The organism is Undibacterium sp. Di24W (genome assembly GCF_049340325.1).
Classification (GTDB): domain Bacteria; phylum Pseudomonadota; class Gammaproteobacteria; order Burkholderiales; family Burkholderiaceae_D; genus Undibacterium.
Genome location: NZ_JBMPOP010000009.1, coordinates 105,203 through 123,999 on the forward strand (window position 1 = coordinate 105,203; position 18,797 = coordinate 123,999).

At 46.7% G+C, this 18,797-nt stretch carries 16 protein-coding genes; 11 read left to right on the top strand and 5 right to left on the bottom strand.

The window, feature by feature from the left end:
• Nucleotides 1-56 precede the first annotated feature (56 nt).
• The 3 genes from ACO0KZ_RS17940 (at nucleotide 57) to ACO0KZ_RS17950 (ending at nucleotide 4,281) form a co-directional block, all read left to right on the top strand.
• Nucleotides 57-1,610 carry an ATP-binding protein gene (locus ACO0KZ_RS17940; protein ID WP_422997733.1) on the top strand — a complete coding sequence of 518 codons (1,554 nt, stop codon included), beginning with the start codon at nucleotides 57-59 and terminating at the stop codon, nucleotides 1,608-1,610.
• On the top strand, nucleotides 1,607-2,302 hold the full coding sequence (locus ACO0KZ_RS17945; RefSeq protein ID WP_422997735.1) for a response regulator: 696 nt from the start codon (nucleotides 1,607-1,609) through the stop codon (nucleotides 2,300-2,302). The genes ACO0KZ_RS17940 and ACO0KZ_RS17945 overlap by 4 nt, the downstream gene beginning before the upstream one ends.
• Nucleotides 2,303-2,388: 86 nt before the next feature.
• The gene (locus tag ACO0KZ_RS17950) at nucleotides 2,389-4,281 is read left to right on the top strand and encodes a potassium transporter Kup (protein ID WP_422997737.1); all 1,893 of its coding nucleotides are present in this window, start codon (nucleotides 2,389-2,391) and stop codon (nucleotides 4,279-4,281) included.
• A gap of 53 nt (nucleotides 4,282-4,334) precedes the next feature.
• On the opposite strand, the gene ACO0KZ_RS17955 is transcribed toward ACO0KZ_RS17950, so the two are convergent.
• The gene (locus tag ACO0KZ_RS17955; RefSeq protein WP_422997739.1) at nucleotides 4,335-4,724 is read right to left on the bottom strand and encodes a DUF2845 domain-containing protein; all 390 of its coding nucleotides are present in this window, start codon (nucleotides 4,722-4,724) and stop codon (nucleotides 4,335-4,337) included.
• Between the two features lie 481 nt (nucleotides 4,725-5,205).
• Here ACO0KZ_RS17955 and ACO0KZ_RS17960 point away from each other — a divergent pair, with 481 nt between their 5' ends.
• The 3 genes from ACO0KZ_RS17960 (at nucleotide 5,206) to ACO0KZ_RS17970 (ending at nucleotide 7,617) form a co-directional block, all read left to right on the top strand.
• Nucleotides 5,206-5,802, top strand: coding sequence for a methyl-accepting chemotaxis protein (locus ACO0KZ_RS17960; RefSeq protein WP_422997741.1), 597 nt, complete (start codon nucleotides 5,206-5,208; stop codon nucleotides 5,800-5,802).
• The gene (locus ACO0KZ_RS17965; protein ID WP_422997743.1) at nucleotides 5,799-6,542 is read left to right on the top strand and encodes an MBL fold metallo-hydrolase; all 744 of its coding nucleotides are present in this window, start codon (nucleotides 5,799-5,801) and stop codon (nucleotides 6,540-6,542) included. Before ACO0KZ_RS17960 ends, ACO0KZ_RS17965 begins: the two co-directional genes overlap by 4 nt.
• Nucleotides 6,543-6,816: 274 nt before the next feature.
• Complete coding sequence (locus ACO0KZ_RS17970; RefSeq protein ID WP_422997745.1) at nucleotides 6,817-7,617, top strand: rhodanese-like domain-containing protein; 801 nt, start codon at nucleotides 6,817-6,819, stop codon at nucleotides 7,615-7,617.
• Between the two features lie 78 nt (nucleotides 7,618-7,695).
• Here the strand turns inward: ACO0KZ_RS17970 and ACO0KZ_RS17975 are convergent, their stop codons facing one another.
• Nucleotides 7,696-8,604: a C13 family peptidase gene (locus ACO0KZ_RS17975; RefSeq protein WP_422997747.1), complete on the bottom strand. Its 909-nt coding sequence runs from the start codon at nucleotides 8,602-8,604 to the stop codon at nucleotides 7,696-7,698.
• Between the two features lie 442 nt (nucleotides 8,605-9,046).
• Between ACO0KZ_RS17975 and ACO0KZ_RS17980 the strand changes: the two genes are divergently transcribed.
• Nucleotides 9,047-10,084: an oxidoreductase gene (locus tag ACO0KZ_RS17980; RefSeq protein ID WP_422997749.1), complete on the top strand. Its 1,038-nt coding sequence runs from the start codon at nucleotides 9,047-9,049 to the stop codon at nucleotides 10,082-10,084.
• Between the two features lie 14 nt (nucleotides 10,085-10,098).
• Here the strand turns inward: ACO0KZ_RS17980 and ACO0KZ_RS17985 are convergent, their stop codons facing one another.
• Entirely contained in the window at nucleotides 10,099-11,493 is a 1,395-nt protein-coding gene (locus tag ACO0KZ_RS17985) for an amino acid permease (RefSeq protein WP_422997751.1), read from the bottom strand.
• A 274-nt stretch (nucleotides 11,494-11,767) separates the two neighbouring features.
• On the opposite strand from ACO0KZ_RS17985, the gene ACO0KZ_RS17990 reads away from it, so the two are divergent.
• A complete protein-coding gene (locus ACO0KZ_RS17990) occupies nucleotides 11,768-12,190 on the top strand; it encodes a MarR family winged helix-turn-helix transcriptional regulator (protein WP_422997753.1) in 423 nt (140 codons plus the stop codon).
• Nucleotides 12,191-12,252: 62 nt separating this feature from the next.
• Here ACO0KZ_RS17990 and ACO0KZ_RS17995 read toward each other — a convergent pair whose 3' ends face one another.
• Nucleotides 12,253-13,293, bottom strand: coding sequence for a zinc-dependent alcohol dehydrogenase family protein (locus ACO0KZ_RS17995; protein ID WP_422997867.1), 1,041 nt, complete (start codon nucleotides 13,291-13,293; stop codon nucleotides 12,253-12,255).
• 713 nt (nucleotides 13,294-14,006) lie between these two features.
• On the opposite strand from ACO0KZ_RS17995, the gene ACO0KZ_RS18000 reads away from it, so the two are divergent.
• Nucleotides 14,007-14,459 carry a nuclear transport factor 2 family protein gene (locus ACO0KZ_RS18000; RefSeq protein WP_422997755.1) on the top strand — a complete coding sequence of 151 codons (453 nt, stop codon included), beginning with the start codon at nucleotides 14,007-14,009 and terminating at the stop codon, nucleotides 14,457-14,459.
• 211 nt (nucleotides 14,460-14,670) lie between these two features.
• On the opposite strand, the gene ACO0KZ_RS18005 is transcribed toward ACO0KZ_RS18000, so the two are convergent.
• Nucleotides 14,671-16,371 (bottom strand): alkaline phosphatase D family protein, encoded by a 1,701-nt coding sequence (locus ACO0KZ_RS18005; RefSeq protein WP_422997757.1) that lies wholly within the window; start codon nucleotides 16,369-16,371, stop codon nucleotides 14,671-14,673.
• Nucleotides 16,372-16,677: 306 nt separating this feature from the next.
• Here ACO0KZ_RS18005 and ACO0KZ_RS18010 point away from each other — a divergent pair, with 306 nt between their 5' ends.
• Together ACO0KZ_RS18010 and ACO0KZ_RS18015 are read left to right on the top strand one after the other, a co-directional pair.
• The gene (locus ACO0KZ_RS18010; RefSeq protein WP_422997759.1) at nucleotides 16,678-17,421 is read left to right on the top strand and encodes a tetratricopeptide repeat protein; all 744 of its coding nucleotides are present in this window, start codon (nucleotides 16,678-16,680) and stop codon (nucleotides 17,419-17,421) included.
• Between the two features lie 329 nt (nucleotides 17,422-17,750).
• Nucleotides 17,751-18,788, top strand: a complete 1,038-nt coding sequence (locus ACO0KZ_RS18015; protein ID WP_422997761.1) for a M14 family zinc carboxypeptidase — start codon at nucleotides 17,751-17,753, stop codon at nucleotides 18,786-18,788.
• Nucleotides 18,789-18,797 lie beyond the last annotated feature (9 nt).

The window sequence follows — 18,797 nt, forward strand, 5'->3', positions numbered from 1 at the left end:
GGTGTAAACAAAGTGTAAAAATTGCGGCGTTTCCTAACACTTTTCTAATGAGCACTATGTTAGGCTTTCGTATGACTACGATTTTGAGCAAACTTTTGCGACATCTTTACGCACTACGGGCATGGTTCTTCCTGCTCTTGTTGTTATCCATCGCGACCCTGCTTTCGTCCTTGCTAAGCACTTTTGTCAGCTTCACCAGCCAGGCGATGCTCTTTGTGCTGGTCGTGACGATCGCGGCCTATCAGTTGGACAGACTGCAATCCATCGTCGGAGCTGTGGCGTCTGTCTTACTACTGAATTTTTTCTTTGTACCGCCAACTTGGACTTTTCACGTCGAACAATCTGAGCATTTAATTGCGCTAGGTACGATGCTCGTCTTGGCGCTGGTCATTAATCAATTGACCACACGTCTGAAACAAGAAACCGTACTGGCTCACTTAAACGAAACACGTGCGCGGCAATTACAAGAGTTGGCGATAAGCCTCGCCATCACAGAAACCACTACAGCCATTCAGCAGTTGGGACAAGCGGCATTTGAGCGCGCCTTTCAAGGTAGAGCATGCTTGGTAGTTGCGGATCAGAACCTGAATCTGGACACTCGACTTGATTTAAGCAGGCAACAAATCGATGGACTGCGATGCTGTATGAAAGAGATGCAATTTCTCGGCGCGGGTAGTTTGCGCTGGGGCGATTTGGATGATTGGTATGTTCCTTTGGGTAGTGCTGGTCAAATTAGGGGCGCGGTATTGATACAAACGGTACTACCGAATGACGAAGATGGACAAGAACATGCCAAGGCCTTATGTTCACTTTTAACGCAGGCATTCGAGCGTTTACAACTAAACCTGAATTTGCAAACTGCCCAAAACGAAGCTCACAAACAGCAACTTCAGAGTACTTTTTTATCGGCAATCTCGCATGATTTACGCACGCCTTTGGCGGTGATGGTAGGTGCGGCAAGTGCTTTACAAAGCCAGCGCGACAAGCTGGCACCTGATCAGCAAGATAGCTTACTAAAAAATATCGTTGACGAAGCTAACTATCTGACCAGTGTCACCGAAAACACTTTGCAGTTAGTGCGCCTTACCCATGCAGAAAACAGTCTGCGACGTGATTGGGAGTCGATAGAAGAGATCGTCGGCGCGGTCTTAGCGAGAATCAAACAGGGAAATAACGAATCACGGATTCAAGCGACATTAGCGAAAGACTTACCTCTATTACGTCTAGACCCGGTACTCATCGCCCAGTTGCTTAGCAACTTACTCGATAATGCTTTGAAATATAGTGATGAACTAGTAGAGCTAGACGTGACCGTTCAACATAAAACGCAAGCTACATTCATGCAAGTAGCGATTAAAGATCGCGGTCCCGGCATTCCTGATGCCGAGCATGACAGTATTTTTATCGCCTACTCACGTTTAGCGCAACATGATCAATCCAATCAACGTAGTGCCGGTTTAGGTTTAGCCGTTTGTCGCGCGATAGCAAGGGCCCATGACGGCAACTTGGTGGTCAACAATAGGGATCAAGGCGGCAGCTGTTTTTTGCTCACCTTACCGATTCCCGCAGTACCTTCATTCAACACCGAACTTAGAGTAACGATCCCATGACGATACGCGCCCTCATCGTCGAAGACGATAAAGAAATCCGCTCGCTGATACGCGCAAGTCTCAGCGTAGAAGGCTTCGAGGTGCAGACCGCCACGTCGATCAGCGAAGCAAGCGCGATGTTACAACATGCTTTGCCCGACGTACTTTTACTCGACCTAGGTCTGCCTGATGGTGACGGCGAACAATTGGTGCGCATGCTACGAGCACAGCACAATTTACCCATTTTGATTATCTCAGCGCGTCATCAAGAAGAACAAAAAATCCGCTTGCTCGATGCGGGCGCCGATGATTTTCTAGTGAAACCATTCAGCGTACCAGAGCTTTTAGCTCGCATGCGCGTCGCACTGCGCCATCGAGGCACCCGCCTGGCGGCTGCGATCACCGAATATACGCATCTGGATTTATTCGTCGATTTGGCCAAACATATGGTCACTCTACGTGGACAAATCATCCACCTGACACCGACAGAATTCAATTTACTTGCGCGACTGGTACGCAGCGCAGGCTATTTGGTCACACACAGACAGTTACTCAACGATGTCTGGGGATCAGAATATATTGAACATACTCATTATCTGCGCCTGTACATGGCGCAACTCCGCGCTAAGTTAGAAGATCACCCGGCCGAACCACGTTATCTGTTGACGGAAACCGGAGTTGGTTATCGATTGGCGATAAGCGATGAAAATTAGCCTATTAGCATCAATTTTGTATCCTTATGCCTTCCTAACACAGTAACAAAGACAATCGAAACCTGTTCAATTTTTGTCAGGTTTTTATGAGTCACGTATCAGATAATCAAGACACGCAGCGCGATAGCGTCGCCGCACTCACCTTGGGCGCATTAGGCGTGGTATATGGCGACATCGGCACCAGTCCGCTGTACACCATGAAAGAAATTTTCAGCGCCCATACTGGCGTGCCGCTAGACACACTGCATATAATCGGCGTGGTCTCTGTCATTTTTTGGGGTCTCATGACGGTCGTCACTTTGAAATACGTGACACTGATTTTGCGTGCCGATAACCGCGGCGAAGGTGGCATCATGGCATTAACAGCGTTAGCCAGCAAAGCCGCTGGCAGCACGCACTTGCGCCGAGTCAGCTTACTCTTGATCGGTGTGCTTGGTGCAGCTTTGTTCTATGGCGATAGTGTTATTACACCTGCCATATCTGTCTTGAGTGCGGTCGAAGGTTTAGAAGTTATCTCACCCAATTTCAAACCCTACATTTTACCGATTTCGATAGGCGTGTTAATGGCCCTATTCGCGATGCAGCGTTATGGCACCTCAGTCGTCGGTAAGCTATTTGGACCCGTGATTGTGCTATGGTTCGCAGCATTGTCGGTCTTTGGCATACTGCAAATCGTACAGCAGCCCGCCATTCTTGCCGCGCTCAATCCATTGTATGCAATTCAATTTCTCTGGGCACAAGGTGCACATGTCTTCATCGTGGTCGGTGCGGTAGTCTTGGCTTTTACCGGTGCTGAGGCCTTGTATGCGGATATGGGACACTTCGGCAAAAAGCCCATTCGTCTTGCCTGGACCGGTTTAGTCTTACCTGCTTTGGCTTTGAACTATATGGGCCAAGGCGCACTATTGATGCGCGATGCAACGGCAATCGACAATCCTTTCTTTCAATTATTTCCCGATCAATTATTGATGCCCGCCGTAATCCTGGCAACGATTGCTACGGTGATTGCATCGCAAGCTGTGATTTCTGGCGCGTATTCGATGACCAAACAAGCGATGCAACTTGGCTTGCTGCCTCGCATGCAAGTGCATTTCACTTCGGTCAAAGAAATTGGCCAAATTTATATTCCTAGTGTGAATTGGATTTTATTGGCCGGTGTTCTGTTGACTGTCGTCGGCTTTGGCAGCTCGTCCGCGATGGCGGGTGCGTATGGAATTGCGGTCACGGTCACCATGTTTATCACCACCTTACTTACCTTTTTCGTCGTACGTCACGGCTGGCATTATCCTTTGCCACTCGCCCTCGGCGCGACCGGCATATTCATGGCCTTAGATACCTTATTAGTAGTGTCATGTTCATTCAAAATCGTCGAAGGTGGCTGGTTCCCTCTCGTGTTAGGCGCTCTAATTTTCACTATCATGTCGACTTGGCGTCGTGGTCGCGAATTATTAATCACGCATATCCAACAAGATGATCCTGAGCTATTACCGTTCATCACAGCTCTTTCAGAAGACAGTATGCATCGCGCCGCCCGCACCGCAATCTATGCGGTGGCCAATCCTGACACCGTGCCACAGGCCTTGATGCACAATCTAAAACACAATCAGGTACTGCATGAACGCAATCTGATCTTAACCGTCGTATTTCATGATGTACCTTGGATCGCCGATAACGAGCGAGTACAAGTAGAGGCATTGGTACCTGGTTTTTGGAAAGTCAAAGTCAATTACGGCTTTAAAAACGAACCCGACTTACCGAAGGCTTTAGAGCGCTGCGAACAACATGGTTTGCCTATCAACCTGTTCGAAACCTCGTATTTCTTGAGCCGCGAGATCGTAGTGCCGACCAAAGGTACAGGTATGGCGCACTGGCGCGAACTTTTGTTTGCTTTGATGTCGCGCAATTCACGTAGCGTCGCGGACTTTTTTCACTTGCCGAATAATTGTGTGATTGAATTGGGGACCCGAGTACAAATCTAATCAAGTCCGTACAAAAAACGACGAGCACCTTGGCAAAGCCGGGTGCTCGTTTTTTATTGGCCGTAACCCAAATCTTGAATTTGCTTTAAACGCCCATCTTCAAATGTCAGCAACTGCATAAAGCGTTGCGAACCAAAGTTATACACCCACTCTTCAATTTGGATTTCAATCTCGCGCTCGGATTCAACAGAATTGCGATTACCTTGCATAGTCACTGGCGGCAGGGCTTGATTACCAATCGATTGACGCCCCCCAATTCGACGTCGCTCCACCCGTTGATCCCGCGTCGCCGGGTTACCGCACTTATTCATGACCTCCGCTTTATGCATGCCGACATCGATCACATAGGAGTTACAACGGAAGCCTAGTGCCTGCGCCGTATTTGGCATGCAGAAAAAGCCCATACTTAGCGTGCAAACGAAAGCGTATAAATAATTTTTCATAAGGAAGGTATCAAAGTAAGCAAGGCTTAACACAAACAGAATCACGCAGGAAGAGCTTTTTAACGATATGAGAATTGATATGGTTGACCACTCTGTTTTTTTAATGAGCATACAAGTCGCTTCTTCATATAAACAAGCAGAAGATAAGGTAACAATGCCAATAAATTTCTCGTTGGCCTTAAAGTTAGAAAAAGTGCCCGAGACATATTCAATTCAGTTTCCTTAGGAGCTGCATTTAAAGTGAAAGTCAAAGAGTTTCAATCACAAAAATACTTAAAAAAATCTATCCTCAATTTCTGCATTAGACAAAGTAATGTTGCTCAATACAAGTGCTATCCTTGTTGAACCAGATCGCGGCAATTTCGATGCTTAAATGCAACACATCATTCAGACTTGATTTAAGACAATGCTTTTGGTGCACAATAATTGTAAAAGGTTTGTGAAAATTCACTTTTAACTGCAGCTCCCGGAGTCAGCGCCTATGAACGACATGCATGCAAGCTCAGACCTGAGTAAGTCGGTCGCGATTAACCAAGGCTTGAAACAAGTGGTCGATACCTCCCATCAAATTAACTTAGTCGCAATGAATGCGATTTTGGTAGCGAAGCGCGCAGGCGCTCAATCTGCGGGCTTTAAGGTGGTCGCCATGGAGCTCAGGATGTTTAGCCAGAAAATGGAAGAGAGCATGGACAAACTCAGTTTGATGATCTTTCAACTGGTTCGCCGTATTGCCGACTTACGTAAGTTAGAAAAGAACCTGCGCTCAATCACCGCTGCCATGCAAAAAAATGCCAATGGCGCTCATCAGTTTGAGTATGCCTACACACACAAGCAAAGCGCCTACCAAGCGCTAAAGGATGCCACTGACCATGAATGGCAAACCTTAGAAAATGAAATTTGTCGCTCACTAAATCTATGCAGCTCAGGCGCCATGCTGTCACACAATGCGCGTATCGAGGCTGCTTATGGCGGCAGTATGCTAGCGGATATGCAGCAAGTCGCGGGGCGGATTGAAGAGATTATGAATCAAGCGATTTTTCATCTGAAACAATTAACCAAATCGACCAGATCCTCATGAAAAAATATCAAACCATTTTCGAACAAGGCGATCATCAATGGGCTGTCATCACGCGCGATCCTGAAAAACCAGATTACCTAATCGACACCAATGAATATTTGGTAATCCAAGGTGATAAAGCCATCTTGACCGACCCTGGTGGGATGGAGATATTTCCAGAGGTTTTCTCTGCTATCAATACCGAATTCGATGCGAGAAATATTCAAGCTTTGTTCTCCTCGCATCAAGACCCTGACGTCATTTCATCGCTCGCTTTATGGTTAGATTTCAATCCCAACTTACAGTGCTATCTGAGTTGGTTGTGGCGCTCGTTCATCCCCCACTTTGGCGGCAATGCGACGACCTTTATGTCCATACCAGATGAGGGCTTGGATATTCAATTGGGACGTCTGCGTTTGCGAGCCGTGCCAGCGCATTATCTGCATTCTTCTGGCAACTTCAATTTGTACGATCCGGCTGCAAAAATTTTGTTCTCTGGCGATATTGGCGCCGCCCTTTTGCCACCAGGCGAAGACGACTTATTCGTCAAAGATTTTGATCGCCACATCCGCCATGCCGAAGGATTTCATCGTCGCTGGATGGGCTCGAATGAGGCCAAACTAGATTGGTGCCGTCGAGTCCAAGATCTGGAAATCGACATGCTGTGTCCACAACACGGTGCGATTTATCAAGGTGCAGATGTTATGCGCTTTATCAACTGGTTTTCGGAATTACAAGTCGGCTCGGGGTTACGCCGTTAGCTTAGCTCCGACGAAGTAGGGTTCAACTCCTGCTGCCTTAATGAGATAGACGTTCTCGCGCAGCGGCAGCAACACGAAACACGGCTGCAGATTTAAGGATTGCAAAAAAAGACCGAAGAAGAAAATAAGTAATGCAAGCGAAGTAGATTAAATTAAAAACATGACTTATGATAAACTTTGCTTTCCTCATCTTTCCGTCTACCCTATGAAACATGCTCTTCATTTCCTTCTCAAATTTTTACCGGCCGCGTTCCTCCTTAGTGCCTGTTCGCAAATGCCGATAGTTCCGGTAGAAAAAATTGAATTCAGTGACACTGCAAAAAAGGCATTTGAGCAATACCAGAAGACCGAAGGAAAAAAGGCATTCGCTGTTTCTAGCAATGGCGCTTATGGCTTTAGTGGCAAACAAAGTTCAAACGATACTGCTTTGCGCATTGCACTGAAAAACTGTCAGAATCGGGCGGCTATGCCATGCCGTATTAGTCATCTAAATGATGAGATGTTTAACCCGCAATACCAAAACTATGCGAATGCCTCGCGCAATGCACTAGCCAAGCTCAAGGCCGAAGGTAATCAGTACAAAATCATAGAAAGCATGGATTGGCATATTCCCACGCCTACACAACTGCGTTCGGTAGAGGACGGCGTACATTTCCCAACCCCCTTGCACTTGAATGGGATCAACACCCTACAGACTGATGCGCTGGTTGAGAAAATTAAAAGCGGCAATTTGCTGCTGATTGACGCGCGCTATATCAGCGAGACTCCTGATCCCAGTTTACCAAACGCCTATTTATTTGATTACGCCGGCGTCGCTTATAGCGATGAGGCTCGCGATAAAAAAATCTCGCAGGCAATCGACAGGATGATGCAAAAAATCGCCCCCGACAAGGCACAACCGATCGCGGTATTTTGCACATCAGTAGAATGCTGGCTGAGTGTGAATACAGTAATGCGCCTTCAGACTTTAGGTTATACCAATTTGTATTGGTATCGCGGTGGAATACAGGCTTGGGCTGTCGCCAAATTACCCTTGATAAATACCGTACCTTTCGTTACTTTCCAAGGCTTATAAACAATACCGTTCCTGGCGTAGATATAGAAATGGGCACGCGTTACAGGTGCCCATTTTTTATCTCTGAAAAGTAAACTTCTATTCCGTTCTGGCAGCGGTACTAGCATTAATTATCTTGTCCGCCACGAACCAAGCATTTTGTGGCTTCGCTGCCAGTGCTTTCATTTTTTCACCAATAAAAATTTGCGGCTCTGAAGGATGGAGTTTCATTTCGATCTCACGCGCTGCAATACGCTTTTTAGTCAATTCAAACTCCGCGACCAAAGACAATTTTCCATCATGTTTGATACCATACAAGGCATCGACAAAGAAAGTGTTCTTCGCCAATGGCTGACAACCGTAAGAGACTTTTTTCTCCGCCGCTGCAGTCAGAATGATCCGATTTTCATTCTGCAAAGCAGGGATCAATGAACCAGAATAACAAGCAGAGATAATCAAAATGGTCGGAGTATCTTTTAATGGCGCCAACGCAGTCGCCAAGTGATAATCCAAAATACTAGCGTAGTCACGTCCACCAATCTGTGTTGCCAACAATTTGGTATAACCGTGAGTCGACAACATAATGGTCACAATGTCGCCTTTCTTAACCTGGCTAGCAATGGTCTTTACCGTGTCATTCAAACTACCCAAATGTGCGAACGGCGTTTTGATTTTCTCCGTCTGCAAGGCATTGTCAAATACAAAGGATAGAGTTTGCGGATAATTTTCACGCAAGCGACTCTCGGTCAATAAAACATCGCCACGAAACGCTTCAGAACCAGAATGAAAACCAAACCCAGCAAACCAAAGCCTAGGTTCAGTCATACTTACCGCCTGCGCCAGTATTTTTTCTCGCTGCTCCTGCGCTAAGGCTATCGAGCTCTGTTGCGCAATCGGGTTTTCAGGAGTTAAGCCTATTGGCGCCTTAGCCACTGGCGCGGTTTGGAGGCAGCCACTGAACACCAAACAAATCAAAGGAAAAATGAAAGAAGGTCGAATAAATTGCATAGCAGGAATTTGAAAGTATTTGGATGACAATGGCTTAGTTCATATGAGTGATTCGAACTTTTTATAAATGCATTTAATCTAGGCTCTTAAAATTTCCAATATTATAACTTAAATGAAAATATTGCATTTATCTTGCTGTATATACGATACAGATAAAACCGTTTCCGTTTATGATTCTCCGCTCGGAAATCTATTTTTCTGATGAACCCATAATCGGTGATGTCAAAGACAGGAAAAGAAAGCAATTTTTAATGAAATACGTCAATGCCTCCCATCAAGTACACGCTCGCTCAAGCTAATTCCTCAGTATCTCGATTTGTTGAGCGCGATCAGGTTTGGGCGAAGCGGCATTAGGCTCAATTACCAAACTTAGTTACCAAACTTAGTTGCTACAATCAATCACGCAATTTATCAATCGCATTTACCATCACGAGTTCACACCATGACATCTAAGCTTAAAGTCGGCATTCTCGGTTATGGCTACGCCACGGCAACCTTTCATGCGCCATTGATCGATGCGGTGCCGGGATTGGAGTTGGTCGCTATCTCCAGTAGCAACCCCGCTAAAGTGCACGCTGACTGGCCGCAACTTCAGGTATTTGACACGCCGGAAGAGCTCATCGCGCGTGCCGATATTGATTTGGTGGTGATTCCTACCCCTAACGACACCCATCATACTTTGGCTGCGCAAGCTTTGACTGCTGGCAAACATGTGGTAGTGGATAAACCCTTTACGCTGGACACTGCGGAGGCGCGTGATTTGATCGCGCGTGCCGATGCGGCGCAAAAATTATTATCGGTATTTCATAATCGGCGTTGGGTCGCGGATTTTTTGACGGTAAAGAAACTAGTGGCATCGGGTCAGCTAGGGCGTATCACGCATTTTGAATCGCACTTTGATCGTTTCCGTCCCGAAGTCAGGCAACGTTGGCGCGAGGGTAACGGCCTTGGTAGTGGTCTATGGTATGACTTAGGCCCACATTTACTCGATCAAGCAATCTGCTTGTTTGGAACGCCGCAGACTATCTACCTCGACCGCGCCTTGCAACGCGATGGTGCATTAGCGGATGATTGGTTTCATGCGGTACTCAGTTACGGCGAATTACGTGTGATACTGCATGCCAGTATGTTGGTAGCGCACGAAGGCCCCCGCTTTATTATTCACGGAACTAAAGGCAGCTACACCAAAGAAGGCATCGATCCACAAGAAGACGCGCTGAAAGCTGGCCTGCGTCCAGGTGACAAAGACTGGGGTGTCGATGAAACCATGGGCAGACTCGATGTCATGCGCGGCACATGGATGCAGCATTCACAAGTAGTCAATGAACGTGGCGACTACACACGTTATTACGCAGCCGTACGTGATGCGATTTTGCACAGCGGCCCCAATCCAGTTCCTGCGACAGAGGCTCTGCAAGTGATGCAATTGTTAGAGGCTGGCATGCTCAGTGCTCGCGAAGGCCGCATGGTGAAATGCTAAACAGGGAGTAAGTGTCAACGCTTGCGATACCAAACAAAGTACAAGGCACTCAGCACAATCAAAAATGGCACGCCCGTCGCAAGTGTCATTTTGAATTCTTCGGTGAACGCCGTTGTGATCATTAAGGCCAGCATCAAGCCTGCGCCCAGCAAAGTCAACCACGGAAAACCCCACATCCGAAATGGCAGTTTTGGCTTGTTGTGTTTGTCCCAGTAACGACGAAAATTCCAATGCGTGACAAAGATCATGAACCACGCAAACATCGCACCGAACATACAGATCGCCATCATCAACACGAAGGACGATTTTGGGTACAAGATACTCAAAATGCCAGCAACGGCAATCCCTGCACAAGACAAAAACAACGCTTGCATAGGCACGCCTTGGCGATTCAATTTTCCGAATACAGCGGGTGCGAAACCAGCACGTGACAGACTGAACATCATGCGTGTTGCGGTGTAGAGTTGACTATTCATTGCCGATAAAGCGGCGACCAGGATCACAAAATTAATCACGCCCGCTGCACCTGGAATATGTGCAGCCTCCATAGCGGTCACGAACGGACTCTTACCTTGCCCCGCTTGTGTCCAGGGGACGATGGCCAACACCAATATCAAGGTCAGTATATAGAACACGACCAAGCGTACTAAGGCGGAGCGAAAAGCGCGGGTAATCGCCTGCTCAGGATCTTTGGCTTCGCCCGCCGCGACCGCAATCATTTCTATACTTAAATAACTAAACAAGGCGACGATCACGGCCAGCCACATGCCGGTAAAACCCTTAGGCAAAAAACCGCCGTACTGCGTGTAATTGGCGAATCCTATGGTACTTTGCGCGGACTGCTCGGGTGCGAAAAATACCATCCATGAACCAAGCACAATGAACACCACTATCGCGATAATTTTGATCGTGGAAAACCAATATTCGATGGTGCCGAATACATGCACACTCAAAGCATTCGCGAACACCAGACTGGCTGAAAACAAGGCAATCCACAACCACGCTGGCGAATCGGGTAACCAGTATTGCATATACAAAGCAATCGCCGTGACCTCGGTGCCTATCACTAATACGTTCGCCGCCCAGTAAGAATACCGTACGACAAAACCCGCCCAGGGATTCACATAATGTTCGGCAAACGCGCCAAACGAACCCGAAGTGGGATGTGCGACCGTCATTTCCGCGAGGCAGGCAATCAACAACAAAGCGATCAAGGCACCAATGGCATAACTCAAGAGCACGCTAGGTCCAGCAAAACTGATCGCAAAGCCACTGCCCAAGAACAAACCCGTACCAATCGCACCACCAATTGCCAACATCGACATTTGCTTGCTATTGAGGCTGCGCTGCAAACCTTGCTCGCGCGCTACGATTTGTTCAAAACCACCGTCATTATTATTGTTCTGCATAGTCGCTCCGTTGATCACCGACTTCTTATTGAAGTCGTGTCGCGCATTATAGAACGTTGAGGTGCGGCAAGTAGAAATAGGGGTAATAAGTGTGGTTCAAACTCACTAGGGAGCGTTTCAAAGCTTACGAACAAAAAGATAATAAAAGTTGGGAGTATTTGATTAATGCTTGACTCGTCAAGCATTAATCAAATACAATGCAATCTTAATGCGGTGTTGTTTCAACATTCCAGCATTTCTTTAAAACTTCATTTATTCAAAAAAAGGAAACCAAATGGCTAACAACTCCACTGCTATGCAATTAATCATGTCGCTCAGTGTGTTACAGACCCAGATGTTAAAGAAAGTCGACCAACAGCTGAGTGTACATGGCATTAGCTTTACCGAATTCACCGTCATGCATCACCTAAACAATGCACCCAACTACAGCATGCGTCGCATAGACTTGGCCGAGTCAGTAGGCTTAAGCGCTTCCGGTGTCACGCGTCTATTACTGCCTATGGAGAAAATTAATCTGGTGGAAAAAGAGGTCAATCCACGCGATGCACGTGTTAGCCTGGTGAAGCTATCTGACGCTGGCATCAGCTTGTTTCAAGATGCATTACAAAGTTTCGAAATCGGTGCGGCGAACGCGACACGTGGATTGGATCAGGATCAAATTGTGCAACTGCATACTTTACTAGAGGCAGTACGCTGAAACAGTTTTGTCTGAACCGCGATCGATAAAAAATAAAACTGATCGTGGTTAAAACATTTGATTTAGGGAATTGAAATAATTACTTTAAGCGCCGCGCTATCACTTGCGTGCTCAAACGTCTTGTAGGCATCGATCACATGATCCAAATCGAAATGATGTGTCACCAAAACTTTAGGATCAATTTTTTTCGCCTGCAAAGTTTGCATCAACATTGGTGTACTGATCGTATCAACCAGGCGCGTCGTAATCGTAATATTTTTATCCCACAGTTTTTCCAGATGTAGATCAACCTTGGTACCATGCACACCGATATTAGCGATAGTTCCACCGGCAGCGACTAACTTTTGACACAACTCAAAGGTAGTCGGCGTACCGACCGCTTCAATCACGGTATCCACACCCAATCCATTCGTCATTGCCATTAAGCTGGTCACAGTATCCGCCGCAGAGCTCTTGATGGTCGCGGTCGCTCCGAGCTCCATGGCAATTCTCAGCCTGTGCTCATTCAAATCAATCATGATGATTTGAGACGGCGTATAAAATTGTGCCGTCAATAAAGCGGCTAAACCAATAGGGCCAGCACCGACTATCGCCACCGTGCCACCAGGCTGGATTTTGCCGTTAAGCACACCACACTCGAATCCTGTGGGCAAAATGTCGCTGAGCATAACAATCGCCTCTTCGTCCGCCCCCTCAGGAATCGCATACAAACTATTATCCGCATAAGGAATCCGCACAAACTCTGCCTGCGTACCATCAATGCTATTTCCTAAGATCCAACCGCCGGTAGTGCAATGGGAATACATAAGCTTGCGGCAAAAACTACACTTACCGCAGGCACTGATACAAGAAATCAAAACCCGGTCACCAACTTTGTGCTGGCTGACACCTGTACCAATCCCATCAATCACACCCACACCTTCATGTCCCAAAATACGTCCGGGCGCACAGGTCGCCACATCGCCTTTTAGAATATGTAAATCAGTACCGCAGATGGTCGTTTTCGAAATACGGACTATCGCATCGGTCTCAGCCAAGATAGTTGGCTTCGCATGCTCTTGTAGTTCTTTTTTGCCGGGGTCAAGATAGACTAATGCTTTCATCATGTTTCCAATCAGGTAGATATGATTACAAAACCGTCGTGATCAAAATAGTTCAATACAGTAAGCATAAACACCGCCACAGAGGGCTTCTGTACGTTAGGGCACAATGAGAGGAGACTGTTGGGACAGGACTTCGATGCGAAGTACGCAGAACCGCCGGATCATCTCCAGAGCAGCTGAGGGCCAGCAACGAAATATCGTTATTCGCTTTAAGAATAGAGTGACATGCTGAATTAGATTTAAGGGATACGGGAATTCTTACTCGGCGAGATCACAAACAAGAATATCTCCAAGCATTTTTTGGTACTAGAAATATGCCCTTATGGCACTGAAAACAAGACATCCCCGACTAGCAACACCATCGAAAGCTATTGCATCTGACCGCGATGCGACGTCCGCAACCGCAAATTAATTACAGCTAGCATTGGCGTTCTGCTCAAGTCTAAAAAAGATCCTAGGCAATGATCATGCAACATTGCCACGATGGTATCGAAAAACCGTGCAAGCTTGCCTTTTTTCACGAAAGACATAACTGTGCGTCTAAACAATGCCACGTTCAGTCAAATAAACCTGCCATTACGCAGTGTATGTCAACTTATTCAATCGCAGTAGCGGCTGTGAGCGCTCTCAAAATTCAGGAACTAAGTAGCAACTACCTTGTCCGACTACAGCACTGTTTTTTGAATTTTTCTCATTCAACCAGGGATTACATTATGAGCTTGGCCGCATTTTTTATTTCTGTAGCACTACTGGGCAATACTTACGAAACGCCTGCCAGTGATACCGATAAAGCCACAATAGCAGCAATTGAAGCGACTTGCTTCGATTACATTGATGGTCAGTTAGAAGGTAATCCAGCCCGGGTTGCACGCTCGTTGCACCCCGACTTAGCGAAGCGTTCGGTGATCGGTGATACGCCCGACGAGAGACTCGGTCTGCGTCGTATGTCTAAAGAAGAATTAGTTGCGCTCACGAAAAATGGCGCATTGAAAACATCACCAGAACAATGGGATCGTAGTTGCAAAGTGCTGGACGTCAAAGATACTGCCGCCTCCGTCCGAATGGAAACGCCTTGGTTTGTTGACTATTTCCATATGGGTCGATTTGGTGATCGTTGGATTATTGTGAATGCACTGTGGTATAGCAAGCCAAAGAAAACACAATGACCACGTTTGAGACGCAACCATGCCATGACTGCACAATAGATCATGCTACATATAGGACTACGATGACCAGATGAACTGGCTAAGTCTTGGCACTTACTGTGGACGTTGATTTATCTGCGTGATTGATGGATTCTGTCGGCCTTCAAATCTGGCGTTCAAATGCACTTAGCCGACAGCTAGATCGTCGGCTAAGTGATTCAGGGTTACATTCTTAAACTGGTAAAAGTTTTCGATTGCTCGCACCTGGTAAAACTTTTAAGGTTTTTCCAGCAAGCATAGTGTAAGTTTTTGACTTCACTGTACTGACATAACGCCATTCAGAGCGCGTTTCGGTTGGCGTTGCTGTCACGATCATGAAACCGCGATTTTTGGTTTCTGCATAAACCAAAGGCCCGATAATTTGCTCTAAACCTGCGGCAACTGCAGCGGGATCTTCTTTGGCGAAGATTTCTTCAAATCCCGGCGAAGTCACAGAGGTGACACCAAACTCGACGCCAACCGCAATACCATTCATATCGCTCAGATCACTAGCCCAGGTGTTATGCGTATCACCCGCCAACGCGATCAAATTTTTGTCTAAAGCTTTGGCAGTGGCAAATACCGTTTCGCGGGCTGCTGCATAGCCATCCCAAGCATCTAAATTGTAGGGAATAGCAGGTTGCGCCAAGATGGCTTTCTCAGTTGCGGTCAGCGAGACTGGCGCAGTTTGCGCTTTCACTAATAGTTTAGTGTAGTCAGAAAAACTTATCTGGCCTAAAACCAAAGGTGCAGGAATATTCATACGTGCCATCAACACTTGCTGACCCAGAATCTGCCAAGTCGCGGTCGACTTCGTCAATTGTGTTTGCAACCAAGTAGTCTGTTCTGCCCCCATCAATTGGCGCGTAGGATTGGCTATATCTTGGGCGAATTTTGCTGCATCAAACGCGCCCGTCGCATTGATATAACTGGCATAAGACAATTGTTTCTCACGGCCGATCAAACGCGTGTCCAACATATGCAATGAAACCAAACTACCGAAATCAAATGAACGATAAATACGATCATTTTTGCTCGCATCTGGCAGACGAATTGGCATCCATTCGTTATACGCCTGAAGTGCGGCAGCACGACGTGCGCTAAACGGTCCTTCAGTTGCTGGATCGTGGTTTTCTGCGCCACCAATCCACGTGTCGTTGGCGAATTCGTGGTCATCCCACACCGTGATAAATGCCGACCTAGCATGCACGGCTTGTAAATCAGTGTCGCTGCGATAAATCGCATAGCGGCTACGATAATCACTTAGCGTAATGATCTCAGTTTTAGGTTCGACCAGACGATTTAAAGCCGCCGCATCTTGTGATGCATAACCGTCACGCGGGTATTCATAAATATAGTCGCCCAAGTGGATGACTGCATCGATGTCGGTTAACTTTGCCAGTTCACCATACACATTAAAATAACCAGCGGGATAATTGGAACAGGTGACTACAGCCAGTTTCACCTGATCGACTTTACCCACTGGCAATGTCTTAGTACGGCCAATGGGAGAAATACGGCTATCAAAATTGAATCGATAGAAATATGGCGTGTTTGCGCTCAAACCAGTGACATCGACCTTCACAGTAAAATCACGACTTGCATTCGTCGACAGGCTACCTGACTTCGCAATTTTAGAAAACTGCTCGTCCGTCGCGACTTGCCATGTGATCTCAAAATCTCTGCCGTCGTAGTTAACAGAAGGCGTAGCACGCGTCCAGATGATGACGCGATCACTGAGCGGATCACCGCTGGCCACGCCATGTTCAAAAGTAGCGAACACAGGTGATGTCCCCGAACCGCCACAAGCACTGAGTGCGAGACTGCCAGAAACCGCTGCAGTCGACGCAGCAAATGTACGGATAAATTGACGACGTGAATTTTGAATTTTCATGGCTAAACTCGAAGTGAAGAAGGACTCGATCTTATTAAGAGAATATGACGCATCAATGACCTAACCGATTTATTGTCAGAATTAGAAGGAATACTCGACACGAGTGTAGGCGCAAAAATAGGCGCACAATTTATGTGCATTTTTCTCAATCGAGGTTCCATGGCCTGCACTTAAAAGTAGCAATTGGCGCAAATACGCAACACAAAATTCGGCAAGACCACTTTTGCACAGAATACGAATCAGAAAATTATGAGAATGCCTTATGATTAGAGATATCCATACATTTACGCTTCATGCACTTCAAAAATGAAACTCCAGCAAATCAAACTCATCACCCTACTACTTTCAAGCATTTTCACCTGCACCATCGCAAACACCGCTAACGCTGGAAACCCAGAAGCGATCGCCGCATACAAAGCAGGCGACTACGCCACAGCCTACAAAGAATTTTCAAGGCAAGCCAAACGCGGCGATGCGTTCGCGCAATCGAATCTTGGTCTGATGTATAGCAATGGACAAGGCGTGCCACAAAATTACGAATTAGCGATGAGCTGGTTTGACAAGGCGGCGGAACAAGGTGACACCTCAGCACAGTACTGCATAGGCGTGATGTACCACAAAGGTCAAGGCGTCACACAAGATTTCGCACAAGCGATTAGCTGGTACAACAAGGCGGCTGAACTAGGCCATGCTCAGGCACAAACCAATATCGGTACTCTGTACTACACCGGACAAGGCGTCGCTAAAGATGAAGCTAAGGCTGCAACATGGTTCGCCAAAGCGGCAGAACAAAAACATGAAAGCGCCTTATACAACTTAGGCGTGATGTACAAAGAAGGACGCGGCGTCTCGCAAAATGCCGTGGTCGCCTTAGCCTTGTTCGAATTGATCGCCACTGATCCAGCAAGTAACGGTGCGAAAGCTAAAGCAGTCACCGCAGAGCGCATGAGTGCTAAGCAAATCGAGGCCGCCAAACAACTAGCGCTAGAAGTGGTGAAGCCAGGTAACTTTAGCAAAGCAATTATTGCAGCACTCAAAGAACCTAAATAAAATGTTCGGATAGTTCACTTAACTCAAACTAGAGTTAAGGAAAGAGGATTCTGAAACGAGTGCGGGTGTATTTCTGCACTCTTTTTTTTGTGACGAAAGAGTATGCCGTTGCGATGCTCTACTTTGCTTTATTAACCGCAGTACCAGATAAAAAGACAAAATCGAGAATAGACAGCAGATATTTGCCACGAAAATTGAGAGAACTGAACCACACCTATGGCAATTAACTTGCGTTCACTACTAGCCTGCACTAGCATGATCAACTTAGCTTGAATCTATCTAGCAATTACCCAATCAAATTCGCCCGTTTCTGAAAGTCTGCAACGCCTATGCCTGCGCTCCCAGAATTACAAGAACTTGAACGCCTCATACAAATGGGGAAAAACCATCTCGAAGTTAACGTCGCCTGCGAGGTGCAAGTTCGGCACAAGTGTTTTCCGGTGTATCAATTGGCGCTTGGCAATCCGGATCCGCAGCTACCTGCCATAGGATTTTTTGGCGGCATTCATGGCTTAGAACGAATAGGTACTCAAGTGTTGTTAAGCTATTTGCGCGGCTTGCTATCGCAACTAGCTTGGGATAAAAGTTTGCAGCAATTATTACAACAAGTACGTTTAGTGTTCATGCCTTTAGTCAATCCTGGTGGCATGTGGAAATCGACGCGTGCAAATCCCAACGGCATCGATTTAATGCGCAATGCGCCGATTGAAGCGCAAGGAAAAGTCCCATTCTTGCTAGGTGGTCATAGGATTAGTCCACGTCTGCCTTGGTATCGTGGTGGCGTCGGTACAGATATGGAAATCGAGAATCAGGCACTATGCAGAGTAGTGCGTGAACAACTATTGAATCGGCAGTTTAGTATGGCAATTGATTGCCACTCTGGTTTTGGTATGGTCGACAGAGTCTGGTTTCCACATGCACATAGTCAACATCCGATTCCACACTTAGCGGATATTTTGCGCCTCGAAGAATTGTTTCAGGAAACGCATCCCCATCACCGGTACCTGTTCGAGCCACAGAGTTTGCAATACAAAACGCACGGCGATATCTGGGATTATCTGTACTTACATCATCAAGAACTGTCAACAAAGGTAAGCACAGCGACTGGCACGCCCAACACGTTTTTGCCCCTGACTTTAGAAATGGGTTCATGGTTATGGGTGAAGAAAAATCCTCGTCAATTATTCTCAAGGCATGGGATGTTCAACCCTACGGCAGAACATCGTTTGCATCGTGTATTACGGCGTCACGCATCATGGTTAGATTTTTTGGTGCGGGCAAGCTGTGGCTATCAAAATTGGCTGAGCACAGGACCGCAACGCCTGCGCTTACAAGAACGTGCCGTTGCACGTTGGTACCGTTCATGAAAGATCGGA